Origin of the sequence: Stenotrophomonas sp. SMYL86 (assembly GCF_036320025.1) — a bacterium.
Classification (GTDB): domain Bacteria; phylum Pseudomonadota; class Gammaproteobacteria; order Xanthomonadales; family Xanthomonadaceae; genus Stenotrophomonas; species Stenotrophomonas maltophilia_A.
This window is the reverse complement of record NZ_JAWIRU010000007.1, coordinates 113380-133400: the sequence shown is the minus strand read 5'-3', so window position 1 is coordinate 133400 and position 20021 is coordinate 113380. Positions and strand designations below refer to the sequence as shown.

Genomic DNA, 20021 nt, shown 5'->3' with positions numbered 1-20021 from the left:
AGGCGGGGAGGTGTCGGATGGCGGGGACGCCGTGAACCCGTCCTGGGGGCTTGGCCGCGGCATCCATGCCGCGGACACCCCGCCATCCGACACCTCCCCGCCTTCGACAGTTTCCCGGTGACGGTGGGTAAATCGCGATTTCCGGTAGGTGTCGACCTTGGTCGACACGGTAGATCCACGCCATGGGTGCGGGCAGCTATCCGCACTGCCGCTTTTGCTTTTGATCTTCTTATTTCTTTCCGTGGCGGGCGGAACCGCCGGAATGTGTCAGAGGCCGGGCGGGTGGGGCTGCGCAGGGGCGTGAGCCGCATGGGCCCGAGGCATGCCTCGGGCGCGTTGGGCAGGACGCCCAACCCGGGTCTTGCTCGTGTGTGCAGGACAGCGCCCACGAGCAAGCGGCGACCGAGCTTACAGGGGTGAGGGCGCTTTGCTCGTGAAGCATTGCTTCGCAAGCGCCCGAACGCACAGCCGCCAGCGGCTGGGCCGGGCCCCGGAGGGGGACTTGCAGCGCCCCCTGCGCAGTCCCACCCGCCCGGCCAAGCCCCAAATCCAACCGGGCTCTCCGCGACCAACCCAACCCCACCCCCGCCACGAGGGGCTGCGCCGTTGGCTGAAAATCCATGTAACCGCTTACACGGAAACGGATTTTTGCCGTAACGGGTATCATGCCCGGCTGACTTCATACAGGAGCCACCCGCTCATGCGCCGCAAGATCGTCGCCGGAAACTGGAAGCTGCATGGCAGCCGTCAATTCGCCAATGAACTGCTGGGGCAGGTCGCCGCCGGGCTGCCGCTGGAGGGGGTGGACGTGGTGATCCTGCCGCCGCTGCCGTACCTGGGCGAGCTGGTCGAGGACTTCGGCGAGACCGGCCTGGCCTTTGGCGCGCAGGACGTGAGCAGCAACGAGAAGGGCGCCTACACCGGCGAGGTCTGCGCGGCCATGCTGGTCGAGGTCGGCGCCCGCTATGGCTTGGTCGGCCATTCCGAGCGCCGCCAGTACCACCACGAAAGCAGCGAGCTGGTCGCACGCAAGTTCGCCGCCGCCCAGCACGCCGGCCTGGTGCCGGTGCTGTGCGTGGGCGAGACACTGGAGCAGCGCGAGGCCGGGCAGACCGAAGCGGTCATCGCCGGCCAGCTGGCGCCGGTGCTGGAGCTGGTCGGCGCGGCCGGTTTCGCCAAGGCCGTGGTCGCCTACGAGCCGGTCTGGGCCATCGGTACCGGCCGTACCGCTACCAAGGAGCAGGCGCAGCAGGTGCACGCGTTCATCCGTGGCGAAGTCGCGCGTATCGATGCTAGAATCGCTGATTCACTGCCCATTGTTTACGGCGGTAGCGTGAAACCCGACAATGCCGGGGAACTGTTCGCGCAGCCGGATGTCGATGGTGGGCTGGTCGGCGGCGCCTCCCTGGTGGCCGCGGACTTCCTGGCCATCGCAAGGGCGGCGGCCGCGAACTAATCCTAGAAGTATTGTCCGAGGGCGGTTTCCAATGCTGATGTTGATCCTCAATGTCGTCTACGTGCTGGTCGCTGTGGCCATGATCGCGCTGATCCTGATGCAGCGTGGCTCGGGTGCGGCGGCGGGTTCGGGCTTTGGTGCCGGTGCCTCGGGTACGGTGTTCGGTGCGCGCGGCGCCTCGAACTTCCTGTCCAAGTCGACCAAGTGGCTGGCTGTCGTGTTCTTCGGCATCAGCCTCTTCATGGCCTGGTATGCCGGTCATGGCAGTCGCCCGGCGGCCGACCAGGATCTGGGCCTGATGTCCGCCCCGGCGGCAGTCGCTCCGGCGGCTCCGGCGGGCGAACTGCCGACCGTTCCGAAGGCCGATGCGGTCCCGGCCGCCCCGGTTCCGGCCGCGAATGTGCCGGCTCAGGCGGAATCTTCGGTTTCTGGTGAAGAAAAGCCTTCGGAAGGCTCCCAGAAAGACTGAAGCCGGTTACAATACGCGGCGCATCGGGAAGATAGTCTGATGTGATCGTTTGCCCAGGTGGCGGAATTGGTAGACGCACTACCTTGAGGTGGTAGCGACGCAAGTCGTAGGGGTTCGAGTCCCCTCTTGGGCACCATTTGTAAGTAAAGCGGGTTCGTCTGGCGCGCAAGGCGCCAGGCAGATTCCCGTCCACTCCCCCATGCCAAAGCGCCTGCAGGCGCGGCGGCAGAGGCAAGAGAGAATCGCTGTGCTGGCCGAATATTTGCCGTCTCTGCTGTTTCTGATCGTTGCCACCGGTATCGGCATTACGCTGATGCTGGTTGGTCGATTCCTCGGTCCCCGCCGCCCCGATCTGGAAAAGCTGTCGCCGTACGAGTGCGGCTTCGAGGCCTTCGAAGACGCGCGCATGAAGTTCGACGTGCGCTATTACCTGATCGCGATCCAGTTCATCGTCTTCGACCTGGAAATCATCTTCATCGTGCCGTGGACCCAGGTCTTCATGGAGCTGGGTGCCCGTTCGCTCATCACCATGGGCCTGTTCGTCGGCATGCTGTTCCTCGGTTTCATTTACGTCTGGAAGAAGGGAGCGCTGGAATGGGAGTGATTCAGACTCTCGATGGCCTCATGAACAACCCCACGCCGGAAGGCCGGGTTGATGACATCCTGCGGCCGGAGGGCGACAACCCGCTGCTGGAAAAGGGCTTCGTCACCACCAGCGTCGATGCACTGCTGAACTGGGCGCGCACCGGCTCGATGTGGCCGATGACCTTCGGTCTGGCCTGCTGCGCGGTCGAGATGATGCACGCCGGCGCCGCGCGCCTGGACCTTGACCGCTACGGCGTGGTGTTCCGCCCGTCGCCGCGTCAGTCCGACGTGATGATCGTGGCCGGTACCCTGGTCAACAAGATGGCCCCGGCGCTGCGCAAGGTCTACGACCAGATGCCGGACCCGAAGTGGGTCATCTCGATGGGTAGCTGCGCCAATGGTGGCGGCTATTACCACTACTCCTATTCTGTGGTGCGCGGCTGTGATCGCGTGGTGCCGGTGGACGTCTACGTCCCGGGCTGCCCGCCGACCGCCGAGGCGCTGGTGTACGGGATCCTGCAGCTGCAGAAGAAGATCTGGCGTACACAGACCATCGCCCGCTGACCCCTTCACCTGACAAGAGCGCGCCAAGCCCCCATGGCAGAGCAAGCATCCTTCATCGACCGACTCTCCGCACGTTTCGCAGGTGCGAAGGTCATCGTGGTCGAACCCCGCGGCGAAGTGACGCTGGAAGTGCCTGCCGCCGAGTGGCACGCCACCGCCCTGGCGCTGCGTGACGAGTTTGGTTTCGAGCAGGCCGTGGATCTCTGCGGCGTCGACTACCTCGGTTATGGCTCCGACGAATGGGACACCGCCGACGTGTCCTCGCAGGGCTTCAGCCGTGGCGTCGAAGGCAAGGCCCAGGGCCGTTTCGCGTGGGGCGAGTTCCCCACCGAGGAAAACGGTGCCGACGGTGCCCGCCCGCAGCACATGCCGACCCAGCGTTTCGCCGTGGTCGCCCAGCTGCGTTCGTACCAGCACAACCTGATGATGCACCTGCGCTGCTTCGCCCCTGACGAAGCGCTGCCGGTGGTGTCCTCGCTGACCGGCATCTGGCCGGGCCTGAACTGGTTCGAGCGCGAAGCGTTCGACCTGTACGGCGTGATCTTCGAAGGCCACCCGGACCTGCGCCGGATCCTGACCGACTACGGTTTCGTCGGCCATCCGTTCCGCAAGGACTTCCCGCTGATCGGCAATGTCGAAGTCCGCTACGACGAAGAAAAGAAGCGCGTGATCTACGAACCGGTCACCTCGGTGGAGCCGCGTGTCGGCGTGCCGCGCGTGATCCGCGACGACGCCCGTCTGCAGACCGCAGAAGGTGAGCGCGCGCAGGAGGCAGTGAAGTGAGCCACGTACACCAGGCCGGCGAAGCCTTCGCCAGCAACGCCGCCGAAAGCCGGCAGGAAATCCGCAACTACACCATGAACTTCGGCCCGCAGCATCCGGCCGCGCACGGTGTGCTGCGCCTGATCCTGGAAATGGACGGCGAAACCATCATGCGCGCCGACCCGCACGTGGGTCTGCTGCACCGTGGTACCGAAAAGCTGGCCGAGTCCAAGCCGTTCAACCAGTCGATCGGCTACATGGATCGCCTGGATTACGTGTCGATGATGTGCAACGAGCACGCCTACGTGCGCGCGATCGAGACCCTGATGGGCATCGAAGCGCCGGAGCGTGCGCAGTACATCCGCACCATGTACGACGAAATCACCCGCATCCTCAACCACCTGATGTGGCTGGGTTCCAACGCGCTCGACCTGGGTGCGATGGCGGTGATGCTGTACGCCTTCCGCGAGCGCGAAGAGCTGATGGACTGCTACGAAGCGGTCTCCGGCGCGCGCATGCACGCGGCGTACTACCGTCCGGGCGGTGTCTACCGCGATCTGCCGGACCACATGCCGAAGTACAAGGAATCGCGCTGGCACAAGGGCAAGGCGCTGAAGCAGCTCAATGCTTCGCGTGAGGGCTCGCTGCTGGACTTCCTGGAGAACTTCACCAACGAATTCCCGGGTCGCGTCGACGAATACGAGACCCTGCTGACCGACAACCGTATCTGGAAGCAGCGTACCGTCGGCATCGGCGTGGTCACTCCGGAACTGGCCCACCAGTGGGGCATGACCGGCGTGATGCTGCGCGGCTCGGGCATCGCCTGGGACCTGCGCAAGAAGCGTCCGTACGCCAAGTACGATGCCGTCGATTTCGACATCCCGCTGGGCAAGGAAGGCGACTGCTATGACCGCTACCTGGTCCGCGTTGCCGAAATGCGCGAGTCCAACCGCATCATCAAGCAGTGCGTGGCGTGGCTGAAGGCCAACCCCGGCCCGGTCATGGTCAAGAACTTCAAGGTCGCTCCGCCCAAGCGCGAGGACATGAAGGACGACATGGAAGCGCTGATCCACCACTTCAAGCTGTTCAGCGAAGGCTATTGCGTGCCGGCCGGGGAAACCTACGCGGCAGTGGAAGCGCCCAAGGGCGAGTTCGGCTGCTACCTGGTCTCCGATGGCGCCAACAAGCCGTTCCGCGTGCACCTGCGTGCACCGGGCTTCGCCCACCTGTCCTCGATCGATTCGATCGTGCGCGGCCACATGCTGGCCGACGTGGTGGCGATGATCGGTACCTACGACCTGGTGTTCGGCGAGGTTGACCGGTAATGCCGTCCGCCACGCCAACGCCCGCTGCAGGCAGCCGGCGCAAGCCGGCGCCGCAGTTTCTGGAATTTCACGTTATGCATTTCGCTGAGGTCGGCCGATGAAGGCGACAGGTAATTTCGAGGCGGCGCGCGACGTCGACCCGATGGTGGTGCTGAGCGACAAGACCCGCGCTCACATCGATCACTGGCTGTCCAAGTTCCCGCCGGACCGCAAGCGCTCTGCCGTGCTGCAGGGCCTGCATGCGGCCCAGGAGCAGAACGAGGGCTGGCTGACCGACGAACTGATCGCCGGCGTGGCCAAGTACCTGGACCTGCCGCCGGTGTGGGCCTACGAGGTCGCCAGCTTCTACTCGATGTTCGAGACCGAGAAGGTGGGCCGCAACAACGTGGCCATCTGCACCAACATCAGCTGCTGGCTCAATGGCGCCGAGGACATCGTCCGCCATTGCGAGAAGAAGCTGGGCATCAAGCACGGTGAATCGACCCCGGACGGCCGCGTCTACCTCAAGCGCGAGGAAGAGTGCCTGGCTGGTTGCGGTGGCGCGCCGATGATGGTCATCAACGGTCACTACCATGAGCGTCTGACCCTGGAAAAGGTCGACGAGCTGCTGGACGGGCTGGAGTAAGGGCATGGCACATCACCACGAATCCAAGGGTCCGGTCGGCCCCGCGCCGCTGCCGCACCAGGTGGTCTACACCACCCTGCATTACGACACCCCGTGGTCGTACGAAAGCTACCTGAAGACCGGTGGCTACGCCGCCCTGCGCAAGATCCTCGAAGAGAAGATCCCGCCGGAGCAGGTCATCGAGATGGTCAAGGCCTCGGGCCTGCGTGGCCGCGGTGGCGCAGGCTTCCCGACCGGCCTGAAGTGGTCCTTCATGCCCAAGGGCAACATGCAGAAGTACATCCTCTGCAACTCGGACGAATCCGAGCCGGGCACCTGCAAGGATCGCGACATCCTGCGCTACAACCCGCATTCGGTGGTGGAAGGCATGGCGATCGCCTGCTACGCCACCGGTTCGACCGTGGGTTACAACTACCTGCGCGGTGAGTTCCACCACGAGCCGTTCGAGCACTTCGAGCAGGCCCTGGCCGACGCCTATGCGAACGGCTGGCTGGGCAAGAACGTGATGGGCTCGGGCGTGGACATCGACATCTACGGTGCGCTGGGCGCCGGCGCATACATCTGCGGCGAAGAAACCGCGCTGATGGAATCGCTGGAAGGCAAGAAGGGCCAGCCGCGCTACAAGCCGCCGTTCCCGGCCAACTTCGGCCTGTACGGCAAGCCGTCGACGATCAACAACACCGAAACCTATGGTTCGGTGCCGGCGATCATCCGCAACGGTCCGGAGTGGTTCAAGGGCCTGAGCCTGACCGCCAACGGCGGTCCGAAGTGCTTCTCGGTGTCCGGCTGCGTGCAGAACGGCGGCAACTTCGAAGTGCCGCTGGGCACCAAGTTCCACGACCTGCTGGAAATGGCCGGTGGCCTGCGTCCGGGCCGCACCCTCAAGGGCGCGATCCCGGGCGGCGTGTCGATGCCGGTACTGACCGCGGCCGAGCTGCAGGATCTGCCGATGGACTACGACACCATCCGTGCGCTGGGCTCCGGCCTGGGTTCGGGTGCGATCGTGGTGCTCGACGACAGCGTCTGCTGCGTCAAGTTCGCCTGCCGCATCAGCCAGTTCTTCCACAAGGAATCGTGCGGCCAGTGCACCCCGTGCCGTGAAGGCACCGGCTGGATGCACCGCGTGCTGGAGCGCATCGTCGCCGGCAAGGCCACGATGGAAGACCTGCACCAGCTGAAGGCGGTGGCCGGCCAGATCGAAGGCCACACCATCTGTGCGTTCGGTGAAGCGGCTGCATGGCCCATCCAGGGCTTCCTGCGCCAGTTCTGGGACGAATTCGAGTACTACATCGTCAACGGTCATTCGATGGTTGACGGCAAGAAGGTGGAGGCAGCCGCCGCATGAGCGCGCAACCCGTAAACCCGAACGTGCCACCGGATCACGTGACCATCGAAATCGATGGCAAGTCGCTGGTCGTGCCCAAGGGTTCGATGATCATCCAGGCGGCCGACAAGGCCGGCATTTCGATTCCGCGCTTCTGCTACCACGAGAAGCTGCCGATCGCCGCCAACTGCCGCATGTGCCTGGTGGACGTGGAAAAGTCGCCGAAGCCGGCGCCGGCCTGCGCCACCCCGGTGATGGATGGCATGAAGGTCGCCACCCGCAGCGAGAAGGCACTGAAGTTCCAGCGCTCGGTGATGGAGTTCCTGCTCATCAACCACCCGCTGGACTGCCCGATCTGCGATCAGGGCGGCGAGTGCGAGCTGCAGGACGTGTCGCTGGGCTATGGCCGTTCGGTCAGCCGCTTCAACGAGCGCAAGCGCGTGGTGCCGGACGAGGACATGGGCCCGCTGGTCGCCACCGAGATGACCCGCTGCATCCAGTGCACCCGCTGCGTCCGCTTCACCGCCGACGTTGCCGGTACCTACGAGCTGGGTGGCATGTACCGCGGTGAGAACCTGCAGATCGGTACCTTCGACGGCAAGCCGCTGACCACCGAGCTGTCCGGCAACGTCGTCGACGTCTGCCCGGTCGGTGCACTCACCAACAAGGTGTTCCAGTTCCGCGCCCGCCCGTGGGAACTGACCGCGCGCGAATCGCTGGGCTACCACGACGCGATGGGTTCGAACCTGTTCCTGCACGTGCGTCGCGGCGAAGTGCTGCGCACCGTGCCGCGCGACAACGAAGCGGTGAACGAGTGCTGGCTGTCCGACCGTGACCGCTACTCGCACCAGGGCCTGTACAGCGAAGACCGTGCGGTCAAGCCGCTGCGCAAGGTCAATGGCGAGTGGAAGGAAGTGAGCTGGGCCGAAGGCCTGGCTGCGGCCGCCGAGATCCTCAAGGCCAACCAGGGCGACAACCTGGGCGTGCTGGTGCACCCGTCCACCTCGAACGAGGAAGGTGCGCTGCTGGCCCGCCTGGCCAAGGGCCTGGGCTCGAGCAACATCGACCACCGCATCAACAACCGCGATTTCTCCGACGCCGCAACCGCCGAAGTGTTCGGCCTGCCGCTGGCCGAGATCGAAGGCGCCGACCGCATCGTCGTTCTGGGCAGCAACATCCGCCACGAACTGCCGCTGCTGCACGCCCGCCTGCGCAAGGCGCAGACCACCAACGGCGCGAAGATCCACGTCGTCAACCCGGTGGACTTCGACTTCGCCTTCAGCATCGCCGGCAAGCAGATCGTCGCGCCGTCGAAGTTCGTCGACGCGCTGGCCAACGCCGAGCTGCGTTCGGCGGTGCAGGGCGGCAACAACACCGTGCTGATCGTCGGTGGCATCGCCGAAAACCATCCGCAGGCTGCCGCGATCCGCGCCGCCGCGCGTGACTTCGCTGCTGCGACCGGTGCCAAGCTGTGCCGCATCCCGCAGGGTGCCAACGCTGTTGGCCTGACCCGCGCAGGCGTGCTGCCGGCCGGCAAGGACGTCGCCGCGATGCTGGCGCAGCCGCGCCAGGCGTACGTGGTCTACGGCCTGGAGCCGGGCCTGGACTTCGCCGACGCTCCCGCCGCGCGCAAGGCGCTGGTCGGCGCCAAGGTGGTGGCCTTCAGCCAGTTCGCCTGCGTCTCCACCCGCGACGTTGCCGACGTGATCCTGCCGATCGGTGCGCTGCCGGAAATCGACGCCACCCTGACCAACCTCGATGGTCGCGAGCAGTCGGCGCGTGCCGGCGGCAAGCTGCCGGGCGAGGCCCGTGAGGGCTGGCGCGTGCTGCGCGCCCTGGGCGGTGAGCTGGCGGTAGCCGGTTTCGACTTCACCGACCTGGCCGGCCTGCGCGCCAGCCTGGCCCCGGTGTCGGTCGCCGTTGCCGCCTCGGCACAGCCGGTGGTTGCCGGCGAAGGCCTGGAAGTGGCTTCGACCGCCGCGATCTACCGCACCGATGCGGTGGTCCGTCGCGCCCCGGCGCTGCAGTCGCATCCGCTCAACAACGCCCCGCGCATCGTGCTGAACGCTGAAGATGCCGCTCGCCTGCAGCTGCAGGAAGGGCAGATGGCCAAGGTCGGCACCGATGCCGGCAAGGCCACCCTGCCGGTGGTGATCGAGGCCCGCGTCGCTGCGGGTTCGGTCTGGATTGAATCGGGCCACGGCGCGACCGCGCCGCTGGGTGCCGCTCGCGTAACGGTGGTGGCTGCATGAACGAATTGCTGTTGAACGCGGTCGATCCGCTGCACCAGTGGCTGCTTGGCCTTGGTGACATCGGCGCGCTGATCTGGATCATCCTGAAGATCCTGGTGATCACCGTTCCGGTGATCATCTCGGTGGCCTTCTACGTGGTCTGGGAACGCAAGCTGATCGGCTGGATGCACGTCCGCCACGGCCCGATGTACGTGGGCATGGGCATCTTCCAGGCCTTCGCCGACGTCTTCAAGCTGCTGTTCAAGGAAGTGGTCCAGCCGAGCAGCGCCAACAAGGCGATCTACCTGCTGGCCCCGCTGATCACCCTGGCTCCGGCCTTCGCGGCCTGGTCGGTGGTCCCCTTCGATTCGCAGATCGTGCTGTCCAACGCCAACGCCGGCCTGCTGTACCTGCTGGCGATGACCTCGCTGGGCATCTACGGCATCATCCTGGCCGGTTGGGCATCCAACTCGAAGTATGCGTTCCTGGGTGCGATGCGCGCCTCGGCGCAGATGATCAGCTACGAAATCGCCATGGGCTTCGCCCTGGTCGGCGTGATGATCGCGTCGGGCAGCCTGAACCTGAGCAACATCGTGATGGCGCAGGCTGGCAATTCCGGTTTCTTCGACTGGTTCCTGCTGCCGCTGTTCCCGCTGTTCGTCATCTACTGGGTGTCGGGCGTTGCCGAAACCAACCGCGCGCCGTTCGACGTGGTGGAAGGTGAATCGGAAATCGTCGCTGGCCACATGGTCGAGTACTCGGGCGGTGCGTTCGCGCTGTTCTTCCTGGCCGAATACGCCAACATGATCCTGATCAGCTTCCTGATCTCGATCTTCTTCCTCGGCGGCTGGCTGAGCCCCATCCAGGGCTGGGTCAACTTCGGCGACGTCTCGCCGCTGGTCGACTGGATCTGGAAGGGCGGTGCACCGTGGCTGTTCGTCAAGGTGTTCTTCTTCGCCAGTGCCTACATCTGGTTCCGTGCCAGCTTCCCGCGCTTCCGCTATGACCAGATCATGCGCCTGGGCTGGAAGGTCTTCATCCCGCTGGCCATTCTGTGGATCGCGGTTACCGCCGTCATGGTGTTCTTCGGCGTGATTCAAAAGGGCGTCTAAGTGATGAACAGGATTACCCATTACTTCAAGAGCCTGCTGCTGCTCGAACTGCTGGGCGGCCTTTGGCTGACGCTGAAGTACAGCTTCAAGCCCAAGTACACGATGATGTACCCGATGGAGAAGTTCCCGCAGTCGCCGCGCTTCCGTGGCCTGCACGCCCTGCGCCGTTACCCCAACGGTGAAGAGCGCTGCATCGCCTGCAAGCTGTGCGAAGCGGTGTGCCCTGCATTGGCCATCACCATCGACTCGGCCAAGCGCGAAGACGGCACCCGCCGTACCACGCGCTATGACATCGATCTGTTCAAGTGCATCTTCTGCGGCTTCTGCGAAGAAAGCTGCCCGGTGGACTCGATCGTCGAAACCCACATCCTCGAGTATCACTTCGAGAATCGTGGCGAAAACATCGTTACCAAGCCGCAGCTGCTGGCCCTGGGCGACCGTCTCGAGTCCGAGATCGCCGAGCGTCGCGCCGCCGATGCCGCTTACCGCTGAGGTCGAGAGATGGATTGGGTAAATATCGCTTTCTGGGTGTTCGCCATCGCGGCAACGGTTTCGGCCGGTGCGGTGATCAGCGTGCGCAACCCGGTTCACGCCGTGCTCTGCCTGGTGCTGACCTTCTTCTCCATTGCCTGCGTGTGGCTGCTGGTCGGCGCCGAGTTCCTCGGCGTGGCGCTGGTGCTGGTCTACGTCGGCGCGGTGATGGTGCTGTTCCTGTTCGTGGTGATGATGCTCGACATCGACCCCACCAAGCTGCGTGAGGGCTGGGTCCGCTACCTGCCGGTCGGTCTCATTGTTGCCGTGGCGATGCTGGTGCAGATGCTGATCCTGATCGGCGTGAAGGGCAGGGCGGTCAACCCGTTCCCGGCCGACAACGCCGCCGCGGTCGCTGCCGACAGCTCCAACGTCACCTGGCTGGCGCGTACGCTGTTCACCGAGTACCTGCTGCCGTTCGAGTTCGCCGCCGTCATCCTGACCGTGGCCGTGGTTGCCGCCGTGATGCTGACCTTGCGCCGCCGTACCGGCGTGAAGAGCCAGAACCCGGGTGAGCAGACCATGGTCAAGGCCGGCCAGCGCCTGCGCATGGTCAAGATGGGCGCCGAAGCGCCGGTCGTGCACAGCAACAGCAAGCCGGCCGCCGGCGAGGAGACCCAGCCGTGATTACCCTTGGCCACATCCTTGCGCTGGGCGCGGTGCTGTTCGCCATCAGCCTGGCCGGCATCTTCCTCAACCGGAAGAACGTCATCGTCCTGCTGATGTCGATCGAACTGATGCTGCTGTCGGTGAACATCAACTTCGTCGGCTTCTCGCGTCAGCTGGGCGATCCGTCCGGCCAGCTGTTCGTGTTCTTCATCCTGACCGTCGCCGCCGCGGAAGCCGCCATCGGCCTGGCGATCCTGGTGACCCTGTTCCGTACCCGCCGCACGATCAATGTCGGCGAAGTCGATTCGTTGAAGGGCTGATCCACAGATGGAAATCACTCTCTCCAAGAGTCTGTTGATCGCAGTGGTGCTTGCACCGCTGTTCGGCAGCATCATCGCCGGCCTGTTCGGTCGCCAGGTCAAGCGCTTCGGCGCGCAGACCATCACCATCCTCGGCGTCGCGGTTGCCTGCGGCCTGTCGATGTACACGCTCTACCAGTTGCTGTGGGGCGGTGCGCAGCCGTTCAACCAGAACATCTACACGTTCTTCGAAGTCGGCCAGTACTCGGCCCACGTCGGTTTCATGGTCGACAAGCTGACCGCGATGATGATGGTGGTGGTGACCTTCGTGTCGCTGCTGGTCCACATCTACACGATCGGCTACATGCAGGACGATCCGGGCTACCAGCGGTTCTTCAGCTACATCTCGCTGTTCACCTTCTCGATGCTCACCCTGGTGATGAGCAACAACTTCCTGCAGCTGTTCTTCGGCTGGGAAGCGGTGGGCCTGGTGTCGTACCTGCTGATCGGCTTCTGGTTCAAGCGCCCGACTGCGATCTTCGCCAACATGAAGGCGTTCCTGGTCAATCGCGTTGGTGACTTCGGCTTCCTGCTCGGTATCGCCGGCGTGCTGTGGGTGTTCGGCACCCTGGACTACTCGCAGGTGTTCTCGCAGGCCGGCATGCTGGCTGACCCGCGCGCCCAGCTGCAGATCTGGGACGGCACCATGTTCGGCATGCAGCTGCTGAACGAGCCGGTGATCTGGTCGATCGCCACCGTCATCTGCATCTGCCTGTTCATCGGTGCCATGGGCAAGTCGGCCCAGGTCCCGCTGCACGTGTGGCTGCCGGACTCGATGGAAGGCCCGACCCCGATCTCGGCACTGATCCACGCCGCGACGATGGTGACCGCCGGTATCTTCATGGTCACCCGCATGTCGCCGCTGTTCGAGCTGTCGCAGACCGCGCTGAACTTCATCCTGTTCATCGGTGCCACCACCGCGTTCTTCACCGGCCTGATCGGCATCGTGCAGAACGACATCAAGCGCGTCGTCGCGTACTCCACGCTGTCGCAGCTGGGCTACATGACGGTTGCACTGGGCGTGTCGGCGTACTCGGCCGCCGTGTTCCACCTGATGACCCACGCCTTCTTCAAGGCGCTGCTGTTCCTGGGTGCCGGCTCGGTCATCATCGCGATGCACCACGAGCAGGACATGCGCAAGATGGGCGGCCTGCGCAAGTACATGCCGATCACCTTCGTCACCATGTGGATCGGTACCCTGGCCCTGGTCGGTACGCCGTTCTTCTCCGGCTTCTACTCGAAGGACACCATCATCGAGGCGGCCGAGATCCACGCCCACATGCAGAACAGCTGGGTGGCCACCTATGGCTACTGGGCAGTGCTGGGTGGCGTGCTGGTGACCAGCTTCTACAGCTTCCGCCTGCTGTTCCTGACCTTCCACGGCAAGGAGCGCTTCCGCGACGCGCATGATGATCACGGCCATGCCCATGACGATCACCACGCCGCAGATGCGCACCCTGCTGATGCCCATCATGGGGACGCGCACCATGACGACCACGGCCATGGCCACGGTCCGCATGAGCCGCACGAAACCCCGTGGGTGGTGACCCTGCCGCTGATCCTGCTGGCCATCCCGTCGATCGCCATCGGTTTCTTCAGCATCGGTCCGATGCTGCACGGCACCGACTGGGCCGGCCACCATGCACACGACGCAATCAAGGGCCAGGTCAACACGTTCTTCACCGGCATCGTCGATTTCTACGATCCGGCCAAGAACACCGTTGCCTTCCTGGGCGAAGAGTTCCACGGGCCGGTGGCGTTCGCGCTGCACGGCATGATGCTGCCGCCGTTCTGGCTGACCCTGGCGGGCTTCCTGCTGGCTGCGCTGTTCTACCTGTGGAAGCCGGACCTGTCGGGCAAGGCGCGCAAGACCTTCGCTCCGCTGGTGTCGGTGCTGGAAAACAAGTACGGCTTCGACAAGCTGTGGATCGATGGCTTTGCCGGTGGCAGCGTCAAGCTGGGCAAGGTCGCACGCTGGATCGACAGCAACATCGTCGACGGCGTGGTCAATCTTTCGGCACGTGTTGTGGACGTCGCAGCCGGCGTGCTGCGTCGTACCCAATCCGGTTTCCTCTATCACTACGCCTTCGCGATGATCATCGGCCTGATTGCCCTTCTGGGCGTGCTGATGCATTACCTGCGTTGATGACCTGTACGGAATAAGAAGACGTGTCGAACTGGCCTCTACTCAGTGTCCTCATCTGGCTGCCGATCATCGGTGGCGCCCTGATCCTTGCGATCCGTGATGCGCAGACCGCCCGCTGGGCGTCGCTGGGCGTAGCGGTGCTGACGTTCGTGGCGAGCCTCTCGCTGCTGAGCGGCTACAACGCGGGCATCGACGGTCTGCAGTTCGTCGAGACCCATGCCTGGATCCCGGCGTACAAGATCGGCTACAACCTGGGCGTGGACGGCATCGCCGTGGCGCTGATCCTGCTGACCACCCTGGTCAGCGTGCTTGCCCTGATCGGCGCCTGGAGCGCCATCGACAAGCGCGTCAACCAGTACGTGGCCGCCTTCCTGATCCTGGAAGGCGTCACGGTCGGTATCTTCTCGGCCACGGACGCGATGCTGTTCTACGTGTTCTTCGAGGCGATGCTGATCCCGATGTTCCTGATCATCGGTGTCTGGGGCGGCCCGCGTCGCATCTACGCCGCGCTGAAGTTCTTCCTGTACACCTTCCTCGGCTCGGTGCTGATGCTGGTGGCGCTGATCTACCTGTACATGAAGGGGGGCAGCTTCCAGCTGGCCGACCTGTACGCGCTGCCGCTGTCGGCCAAGGAACAGACCTGGATCTTCTTCGCCTTCCTGATCGCCTTCGCGGTCAAGGTGCCGATGTTCCCGGTCCACACCTGGCTGCCGGATGCCCACGTGGAAGCGCCGACCGCCGGTTCGGTGATCCTGGCCGCCATCGCCCTGAAGATCGGTGGCTACGGCTTCCTGCGCTTCAACCTGCCGATCGTCCCGGACGCGTCGCAGGAATGGGCGTGGCTGGTGATCGCGCTGTCGCTGATCGCGGTGATCTACGTCGGCCTCGTCGCCCTGGTGCAGGACGACATGAAGAAGCTGATCGCCTATTCGTCGATCGCGCACATGGGCTTCGTCACTCTGGGCACGTTCATTGCCCTGTGGCTGGTGCGTGAAGCCGGCAACGCCGATGCCGCCCGCCTGGGCCTGCAGGGCGCCATGGTGCAGATGATCTCGCACGGCTTCGTGTCCGGTGCGATGTTCTCCTGCGTCGGCGTGCTGTACGACCGCATGCACAGCCGCCGCATCGCCGATTACGGCGGCGTGGTCAACGTGATGCCGTGGTTCGCCACCTTCGCCATGCTGTTCTTCATGGCCAACGCGGGCCTGCCGGGTACCAGTGGTTTCGTCGGCGAATTCATGGTCATCCTGTCGGCCTTCCAGCGTAATCCGTGGATCGCGCTGGGCGCGGCCACCACCCTGATCATCGGCGCCGCCTACACCCTGTGGCTGTACAAGCGCATCTTCTTCGGTGAAGTGGCCAACAGCCATGTTGCCGAACTGAAGGACATCAACGGCCGCGAATGGCTGGTGCTGGGCGTGTTCGCCATCGGCGTGCTGGCCCTGGGCATCTACCCCAAGCCGCTGACCGACCTGATGGAGCCCTCGATCGCGAAGCTGGCGATGCAGATCGCATCCAGCAAGCTGCTGTAATTCCAGGATTTGATGATGACCACCTCGCCGCTGCTGCCATTGACCGCCGCTGACCTGCCACCGCTCGCTCCCGAGCTGGTGCTGATCGGCAGCGCCTTCGCCCTGATGATCCTCGACCTGTTCGTCAGCAACCGGAACAAGATCGTCACCCACCTGTTCTCGCTCGCTGCGCTGGCCGTGGTGCTGTTCATGCTGGCCACCGGCGTGGGCGGGCAGGGGGAGGTCTTCCATGGCATGTTCGTGCGTGATACCGCCGCGGACGTGATGAAGACCGGGATCGTGCTGCTCAGCGGCCTGACCCTGGTCTACGGCTGGCGCTACCTGCGCGACCGCAACCTGTTCCAGGGCGAGATCCCGGTGCTGATCCTGTTCGGCACCGCCGGCATGATGATCCTGGTCTCGGCGGGCAGCCTGCTGATGGTCTACCTGGGCCTGGAACTGCTGGCGCTGTGCTCCTACGCGCTGGTTGCCAGCAACCGTGAGAACGGCCTGGCCTCGGAAGCGGCGATGAAGTACATCGTGCTGGGTTCGCTGGCTTCTGGCCTGCTGCTGTACGGCATGTCGCTGATCTACGGCGCCACCGGCAGCCTCCACCTGGACGTCATCCGCGAGGCCATCCCGCACTCGGAAGAGCGCGTGCTGCTGATCACCGGTGCGGTCTTCATGATCGCCGGCGTCGCCTTCAAGCTGGGTGCCGCGCCGTTCCACATGTGGCTGCCGGACGTGTACCAGGGTGCCCCGGCACCGATCGCACTGTTCATCAGCTCGGCGCCGAAGCTGGCCGCCTTCGGCATGGCCTACCGCCTGCTGGAAATGGGCGTGGGCCCGCTGTCGACCGAACTGCAGCTGCTGATCGCCGGCCTGGCCGCAGTCTCGCTGGTCATCGGCAACCTGATGGCCATCGCGCAGAGCAACCTCAAGCGCATGCTGGCGTTCTCCACCGTCTCGCACATCGGCTTCCTGCTGATGGGCATTGCCGGTGGCGGCTCGCAGGGCTATGCCGCCGCATTGTTCTACGCACTGGCCTACGCCATCATGTCGACCGCCGCCTTCGGCGCGATCATCGCGCTGTCGCGTGCCGGCTTCGAAGCCGAGAACATCGAAGACTTCAAGGGCCTCAATGCCCGCAACCCGTGGATGGCCGGCCTGGTGCTGTGCATCATGGCGTCGCTGGCCGGCATCCCGCCGTTCCTGGGCTTCTGGACCAAGCTGGCGGTGCTGGGCGCGGCCGTCAACGGTGGCCTGCTGTGGCTGGCCATCCTCGGCGTGCTGTGTGCCGTGGTCGGCTGCTTCTACTACCTGCGCGTCATCAAGGTCATGTACTTCGATGAGCCGGTGGGCGAGGCCATGCCGCGCAGCAACGACCGCGTGCTGGGCCTGGTCCTGGGCGTGAACGCGCTGGCACTGCTGGCGCTGGGCCTGGCCTGGAACCCGATCATGGTCTGGTGCCAGCAGGCATTTGCGCATCTTGCATAAAAGTTGACACAAAGCTGCGCGATTCGTGTAATATGCGCAGCCTGAGTTGTCACTGCAGCGGTTCAGCCAGAACATCGTTGCGGTAGCCCTCCTCGAAAGAGCAGGGCAGCAGTTCAAACACTTCCGGTGCGGGGTGGAGCAGTCTGGCAGCTCGTCGGGCTCATAACCCGAAGGTCGCAGGTTCAAATCCTGCCCCCGCTACCAACTTCATATCGGCGCCAACCGGTTTGATGAATGAGGGAAGGCTTGCATGTTTTGAAGCATTCACTCATAATTCCGCTTCTGATGCGGGGTGGAGCAGTCTGGCAGCTCGTCGGGCTCATAACCCGAAGGTCGCAGGTTCAAATCCTGCCCCCGCTACCAAGTAAAGAGATCGCCTTCGAAGTCCTGCTTCGAGGGCGTTTTTCTTTGGGGTTCCGCATTTTTGTAGAGTCGAGCCATGCTCGACTGCCGGTGCGGCAAGGCCGGCCCAAGCCTTGCACCAGCGCGGTGCAGTCGCTATCATCAGCGGCCTAGCAATACCCCTGAAGGCGGCCTCCCAGCGGGAGTCCGGACCCGGAAGGAGGGCCGCAACCGGCAGGCACTGCAGGTTGCAACCGGAATCCAGTCACCGGAGTCTTTCCGGAAAAGGGGCCCAGCGGGCCCTTTGTCGTTTCCGGGGCGTCATGTTTCCATGCCGGCCAAGGCCGGCACCCAACCAAGAGATCAAGGCAGGCTGTGAGCGACAAGGCAACCGACATCGCGAATCTGCTCGCCCCGACCGTTGTGTCGCTGGGCCTGGAGCTGCTGGGCGTTGAGTATCTGCCGGCCCCCGGCGGTGCGACCCTGCGCCTTTACATCGACGTGCCGCTGGCTGAACAGCCCGAGCGCATCATCAATGTCGACGACTGCGAGCGGGTCAGCCGCGAAGTGTCGGCACAGATGGACGTCGAAGACCCGATCAGCGGCAACTACACGCTGGAAGTGTCTTCGCCGGGCGTCGATCGTCCGCTGTTCAACCTGGAGCAGTTCGGCCGTCACCTCGGCGAAATGGCCAAGGTCACGCTGAAGCTGCCGCAGGACAACCGTCGTCGCCTGCAGGGCCGCATCGAAGCGACCGACGAGGCCGCGGACACCATCACCTTCATCGTCGACAAGGCCGAAGTGGTCGTGTCGGCCGACAACATCGACAAGGCACGGATCATGCCCGACTGGGTGGCGCTGGGGCTGGCCCCGAGCAAGCCGACCGGTCCGGCACCGAAGCGTCCGAAGCCGAACAAGAATTCTTCTTCCAACGAGCCGGCGGCAAAGAAGCCGCGCGCGGAGTGAGCCAATGAGCAAGGAACTGTTGCTGGTAGTCGACGCAGTCGCCAACGAGAAGGGCGTGCCGCGTGAAGTGATCTTCGATGCCATCGAGGCCGCCCTGGCCTCGGCAGCGAAGAAGCGCTATCCCGACGAGGAAGTGCTGACCCGCGTGGTCATCGACCACAAGGACGGCAGCTACGAAACCTTCCGCCGCTGGGAAGTGGTGGCCGATGACGTGGTCATGGAATCGCCGGACCGCCAGATCCGCCTGATGGACGCCGTCGATGAAGCCGAAGGCGTGGACGTCGGCGACTACATCGAAGAGCAGATCGAGAACCCGGACTTCGGCCGCATTGCTGCCCAGGCCGCCAAGCAGGTCATCGTCCAGCGCGTGCGCGAAGCCGAGCGCCAGCAGGTCGTGGATGCGTGGAAGGATCGCGTGGGTGAGCTGATCACCGGTGTGGTCAAGCGCGCCGAGCGCGGCAACATCTATGTCGACCTCGGTGGCAACGCCGAAGGTTTCATCCCGAAGGACAAGGGCATTCCGCGCGACGTGCTGCGCGCCGGTGACCGCGTGCGCGGCTACCTGGCCGAAGTCCGTTCGGAACCGCGTGGCCCGCAGCTGTTCATCAGCCGCGCCGCCCCGGAATTCATGATCGAGCTGTTCAAGCTGGAAGTGCCGGAAGTCGGCCAGGGCCTGGTGGAAATCAAGGCCTGCGCCCGCGATCCGGGCGACCGCGCCAAGATCGCCGTGCTCGCCCACGACCAGCGCACCGATCCGATCGGTGCCTGCATCGGCATGCGCGGTTCGCGCGTGCAGGCCGTGTCCAACGAGCTCAATGGCGAGCGCGTGGACATCGTGCTGTGGAACGACAACCCGGCCAACTTCGTCATCAACGCGATGGCGCCGGCCGAAGTGCAGTCGATCATCGTCGATGAAGACAAGCACTCGATGGACCTGGCTGTCGCCGAAGACCGCCTGGCCCAGGCGATCGGCAAGGGCGGCCAGAACGTGCGCCTGGCCAGCCGCCTGACCGGCTGGCAGCTCAACGTGATGACCCAGGACCAGGTCACCGCCAAGTCGGAGGCCGAGCAGGCTTCGGCCCGCCAGCTGTTCATGGACAAGCTGGAAGTGGACGAGGAAATCGCCGGCATCCTGGTGAGCGAAGGCTTCGGCACCGTCGAGGAAATCGCATATGTCCCGGTCGGCGAACTGCTGGCCGTGGAAGGTTTCGACGAAGACATCGTCGAAGAGCTGCGCGCTCGTGCCCGCGATGCGCTGCTCAATGAGGCCCTGGCAGTCGAGGAAGGCCTTGAAGACGGCCAGCCGGCGCAGGACCTGCTGTCCCTGAAGGGCATGGACGAAGCCACCGCGTATGCGCTGGCCGGCCACGGCGTGCGTACCAGTGAGGATCTGTCCGACCTGGCCGCCGACGAGGTCATGGACTTCGGCATCGAAGGGCTGGATCAGGCGCGCGCCGCTGCGCTGATCCTGGCCGCACGTGCCGAGGAGATCGCCCGACTGGAACGCGGCGAATGAGCCGGCAATGAACAGGGCCCTGAGCCGCTCAGGGCGTAGAATCCGCGCCACCTCCAGATGCGGGGGGGCGCCCACAAGATCATAGGATCCG

18 protein-coding genes and 3 tRNA genes are annotated in these 20021 nt (G+C 64.6%); all 21 read left to right on the top strand.

Annotated features, from left to right (window positions below; translation table 11 throughout):
• The first annotated feature begins 700 nt into the window (after positions 1–700).
• Positions 701–1456 (top strand): triose-phosphate isomerase, encoded by a 756-nt coding sequence (gene tpiA, locus V3B64_RS10200; RefSeq protein WP_032128643.1) that lies wholly within the window; start codon positions 701–703, stop codon positions 1454–1456.
• Positions 1457–1487: 31 nt separating this feature from the next.
• Positions 1488–1925: a preprotein translocase subunit SecG gene (secG, locus tag V3B64_RS10195; protein WP_329914089.1), complete on the top strand. Its 438-nt coding sequence runs from the start codon at positions 1488–1490 to the stop codon at positions 1923–1925.
• Positions 1926–1976: 51 nt separating this feature from the next.
• Positions 1977–2061: transfer RNA gene (locus V3B64_RS10190), tRNA-Leu, on the top strand.
• Positions 2062–2172: 111 nt separating this feature from the next.
• Positions 2173–2529, top strand: coding sequence for an NADH-quinone oxidoreductase subunit A (locus V3B64_RS10185; protein WP_008265012.1), 357 nt, complete (start codon positions 2173–2175; stop codon positions 2527–2529).
• The gene (locus V3B64_RS10180) at positions 2520–3074 is read left to right on the top strand and encodes an NADH-quinone oxidoreductase subunit B (RefSeq protein WP_005410463.1); all 555 of its coding nucleotides are present in this window, start codon (positions 2520–2522) and stop codon (positions 3072–3074) included. Before V3B64_RS10185 ends, V3B64_RS10180 begins: the two co-directional genes overlap by 10 nt.
• 33 nt (positions 3075–3107) lie before the next feature.
• On the top strand, positions 3108–3857 hold the full coding sequence (locus V3B64_RS10175; protein ID WP_005410462.1) for an NADH-quinone oxidoreductase subunit C: 750 nt from the start codon (positions 3108–3110) through the stop codon (positions 3855–3857).
• Entirely contained in the window at positions 3854–5161 is a 1308-nt protein-coding gene (locus tag V3B64_RS10170; RefSeq protein WP_006381133.1) for an NADH-quinone oxidoreductase subunit D, read from the top strand. Before V3B64_RS10175 ends, V3B64_RS10170 begins: the two co-directional genes overlap by 4 nt.
• A 97-nt stretch (positions 5162–5258) precedes the next feature.
• A complete protein-coding gene (gene nuoE, locus V3B64_RS10165; RefSeq protein WP_006381132.1) occupies positions 5259–5786 on the top strand; it encodes an NADH-quinone oxidoreductase subunit NuoE in 528 nt (175 codons plus the stop codon).
• Between the two features lie 4 nt (positions 5787–5790).
• Entirely contained in the window at positions 5791–7131 is a 1341-nt protein-coding gene (gene nuoF / locus V3B64_RS10160) for an NADH-quinone oxidoreductase subunit NuoF (RefSeq protein WP_006381131.1), read from the top strand.
• Complete coding sequence (nuoG, locus tag V3B64_RS10155; protein WP_329914088.1) at positions 7128–9362, top strand: NADH-quinone oxidoreductase subunit NuoG; 2235 nt, start codon at positions 7128–7130, stop codon at positions 9360–9362. Before nuoF ends, nuoG begins: the two co-directional genes overlap by 4 nt.
• On the top strand, positions 9359–10453 hold the full coding sequence (nuoH, locus tag V3B64_RS10150; protein ID WP_006381129.1) for an NADH-quinone oxidoreductase subunit NuoH: 1095 nt from the start codon (positions 9359–9361) through the stop codon (positions 10451–10453). Before nuoG ends, nuoH begins: the two co-directional genes overlap by 4 nt.
• 3 nt (positions 10454–10456) lie before the next feature.
• The gene (nuoI, locus tag V3B64_RS10145; RefSeq protein WP_006381128.1) at positions 10457–10945 is read left to right on the top strand and encodes an NADH-quinone oxidoreductase subunit NuoI; all 489 of its coding nucleotides are present in this window, start codon (positions 10457–10459) and stop codon (positions 10943–10945) included.
• Between the two features lie 9 nt (positions 10946–10954).
• Positions 10955–11611: an NADH-quinone oxidoreductase subunit J gene (locus V3B64_RS10140; protein WP_032128645.1), complete on the top strand. Its 657-nt coding sequence runs from the start codon at positions 10955–10957 to the stop codon at positions 11609–11611.
• A complete protein-coding gene (nuoK, locus tag V3B64_RS10135) occupies positions 11608–11913 on the top strand; it encodes an NADH-quinone oxidoreductase subunit NuoK (RefSeq protein WP_005417921.1) in 306 nt (101 codons plus the stop codon). The genes V3B64_RS10140 and nuoK overlap by 4 nt, the downstream gene beginning before the upstream one ends.
• Positions 11914–11920: 7 nt before the next feature.
• The gene (gene nuoL, locus V3B64_RS10130) at positions 11921–14098 is read left to right on the top strand and encodes an NADH-quinone oxidoreductase subunit L (RefSeq protein WP_182266468.1); all 2178 of its coding nucleotides are present in this window, start codon (positions 11921–11923) and stop codon (positions 14096–14098) included.
• A gap of 23 nt (positions 14099–14121) precedes the next feature.
• Positions 14122–15630, top strand: a complete 1509-nt coding sequence (locus V3B64_RS10125; RefSeq protein ID WP_049437087.1) for an NADH-quinone oxidoreductase subunit M — start codon at positions 14122–14124, stop codon at positions 15628–15630.
• Positions 15631–15645: 15 nt separating this feature from the next.
• On the top strand, positions 15646–17106 hold the full coding sequence (gene nuoN / locus V3B64_RS10120) for an NADH-quinone oxidoreductase subunit NuoN (protein WP_032128648.1): 1461 nt from the start codon (positions 15646–15648) through the stop codon (positions 17104–17106).
• Between the two features lie 127 nt (positions 17107–17233).
• A tRNA-Met gene (locus tag V3B64_RS10115) sits at positions 17234–17310 on the top strand.
• 82 nt (positions 17311–17392) lie between these two features.
• A tRNA-Met gene (locus tag V3B64_RS10110) sits at positions 17393–17469 on the top strand.
• A 354-nt stretch (positions 17470–17823) separates the two neighbouring features.
• Entirely contained in the window at positions 17824–18414 is a 591-nt protein-coding gene (rimP, locus tag V3B64_RS10105) for a ribosome maturation factor RimP (protein WP_014037945.1), read from the top strand.
• A gap of 4 nt (positions 18415–18418) precedes the next feature.
• The gene (gene nusA, locus V3B64_RS10100; protein WP_005410449.1) at positions 18419–19930 is read left to right on the top strand and encodes a transcription termination factor NusA; all 1512 of its coding nucleotides are present in this window, start codon (positions 18419–18421) and stop codon (positions 19928–19930) included.
• Positions 19931–20021: the final 91 nt, after the last annotated feature.

Excerpts from the sequence above, each read along its gene's own strand:
- tpiA (WP_032128643.1), top strand. The coding sequence starts at position 701 with ATGCGCCGCAAGATCGTCGCCGGAAACTGGAAGCTGCATGGCAGCCGT.
- secG (WP_329914089.1), top strand. The coding sequence starts at position 1,488 with ATGCTGATGTTGATCCTCAATGTCGTCTACGTGCTGGTCGCTGTGGCC.
- V3B64_RS10180 (WP_005410463.1), top strand. The coding sequence starts at position 2,520 with ATGGGAGTGATTCAGACTCTCGATGGCCTCATGAACAACCCCACGCCG.
- V3B64_RS10175 (WP_005410462.1), top strand. The coding sequence starts at position 3,108 with ATGGCAGAGCAAGCATCCTTCATCGACCGACTCTCCGCACGTTTCGCA.
- nuoE (WP_006381132.1), top strand. The coding sequence starts at position 5,259 with ATGAAGGCGACAGGTAATTTCGAGGCGGCGCGCGACGTCGACCCGATG.
- nuoF (WP_006381131.1), top strand. The coding sequence starts at position 5,791 with ATGGCACATCACCACGAATCCAAGGGTCCGGTCGGCCCCGCGCCGCTG.
- nuoG (WP_329914088.1), top strand. The coding sequence starts at position 7,128 with ATGAGCGCGCAACCCGTAAACCCGAACGTGCCACCGGATCACGTGACC.
- nuoH (WP_006381129.1), top strand. The coding sequence starts at position 9,359 with ATGAACGAATTGCTGTTGAACGCGGTCGATCCGCTGCACCAGTGGCTG.
- nuoI (WP_006381128.1), top strand. The coding sequence starts at position 10,457 with ATGAACAGGATTACCCATTACTTCAAGAGCCTGCTGCTGCTCGAACTG.
- V3B64_RS10140 (WP_032128645.1), top strand. The coding sequence starts at position 10,955 with ATGGATTGGGTAAATATCGCTTTCTGGGTGTTCGCCATCGCGGCAACG.
- nuoL (WP_182266468.1), top strand. The coding sequence starts at position 11,921 with ATGGAAATCACTCTCTCCAAGAGTCTGTTGATCGCAGTGGTGCTTGCA.
- nuoN (WP_032128648.1), top strand. The coding sequence starts at position 15,646 with ATGACCACCTCGCCGCTGCTGCCATTGACCGCCGCTGACCTGCCACCG.
- nusA (WP_005410449.1), top strand. The coding sequence starts at position 18,419 with ATGAGCAAGGAACTGTTGCTGGTAGTCGACGCAGTCGCCAACGAGAAG.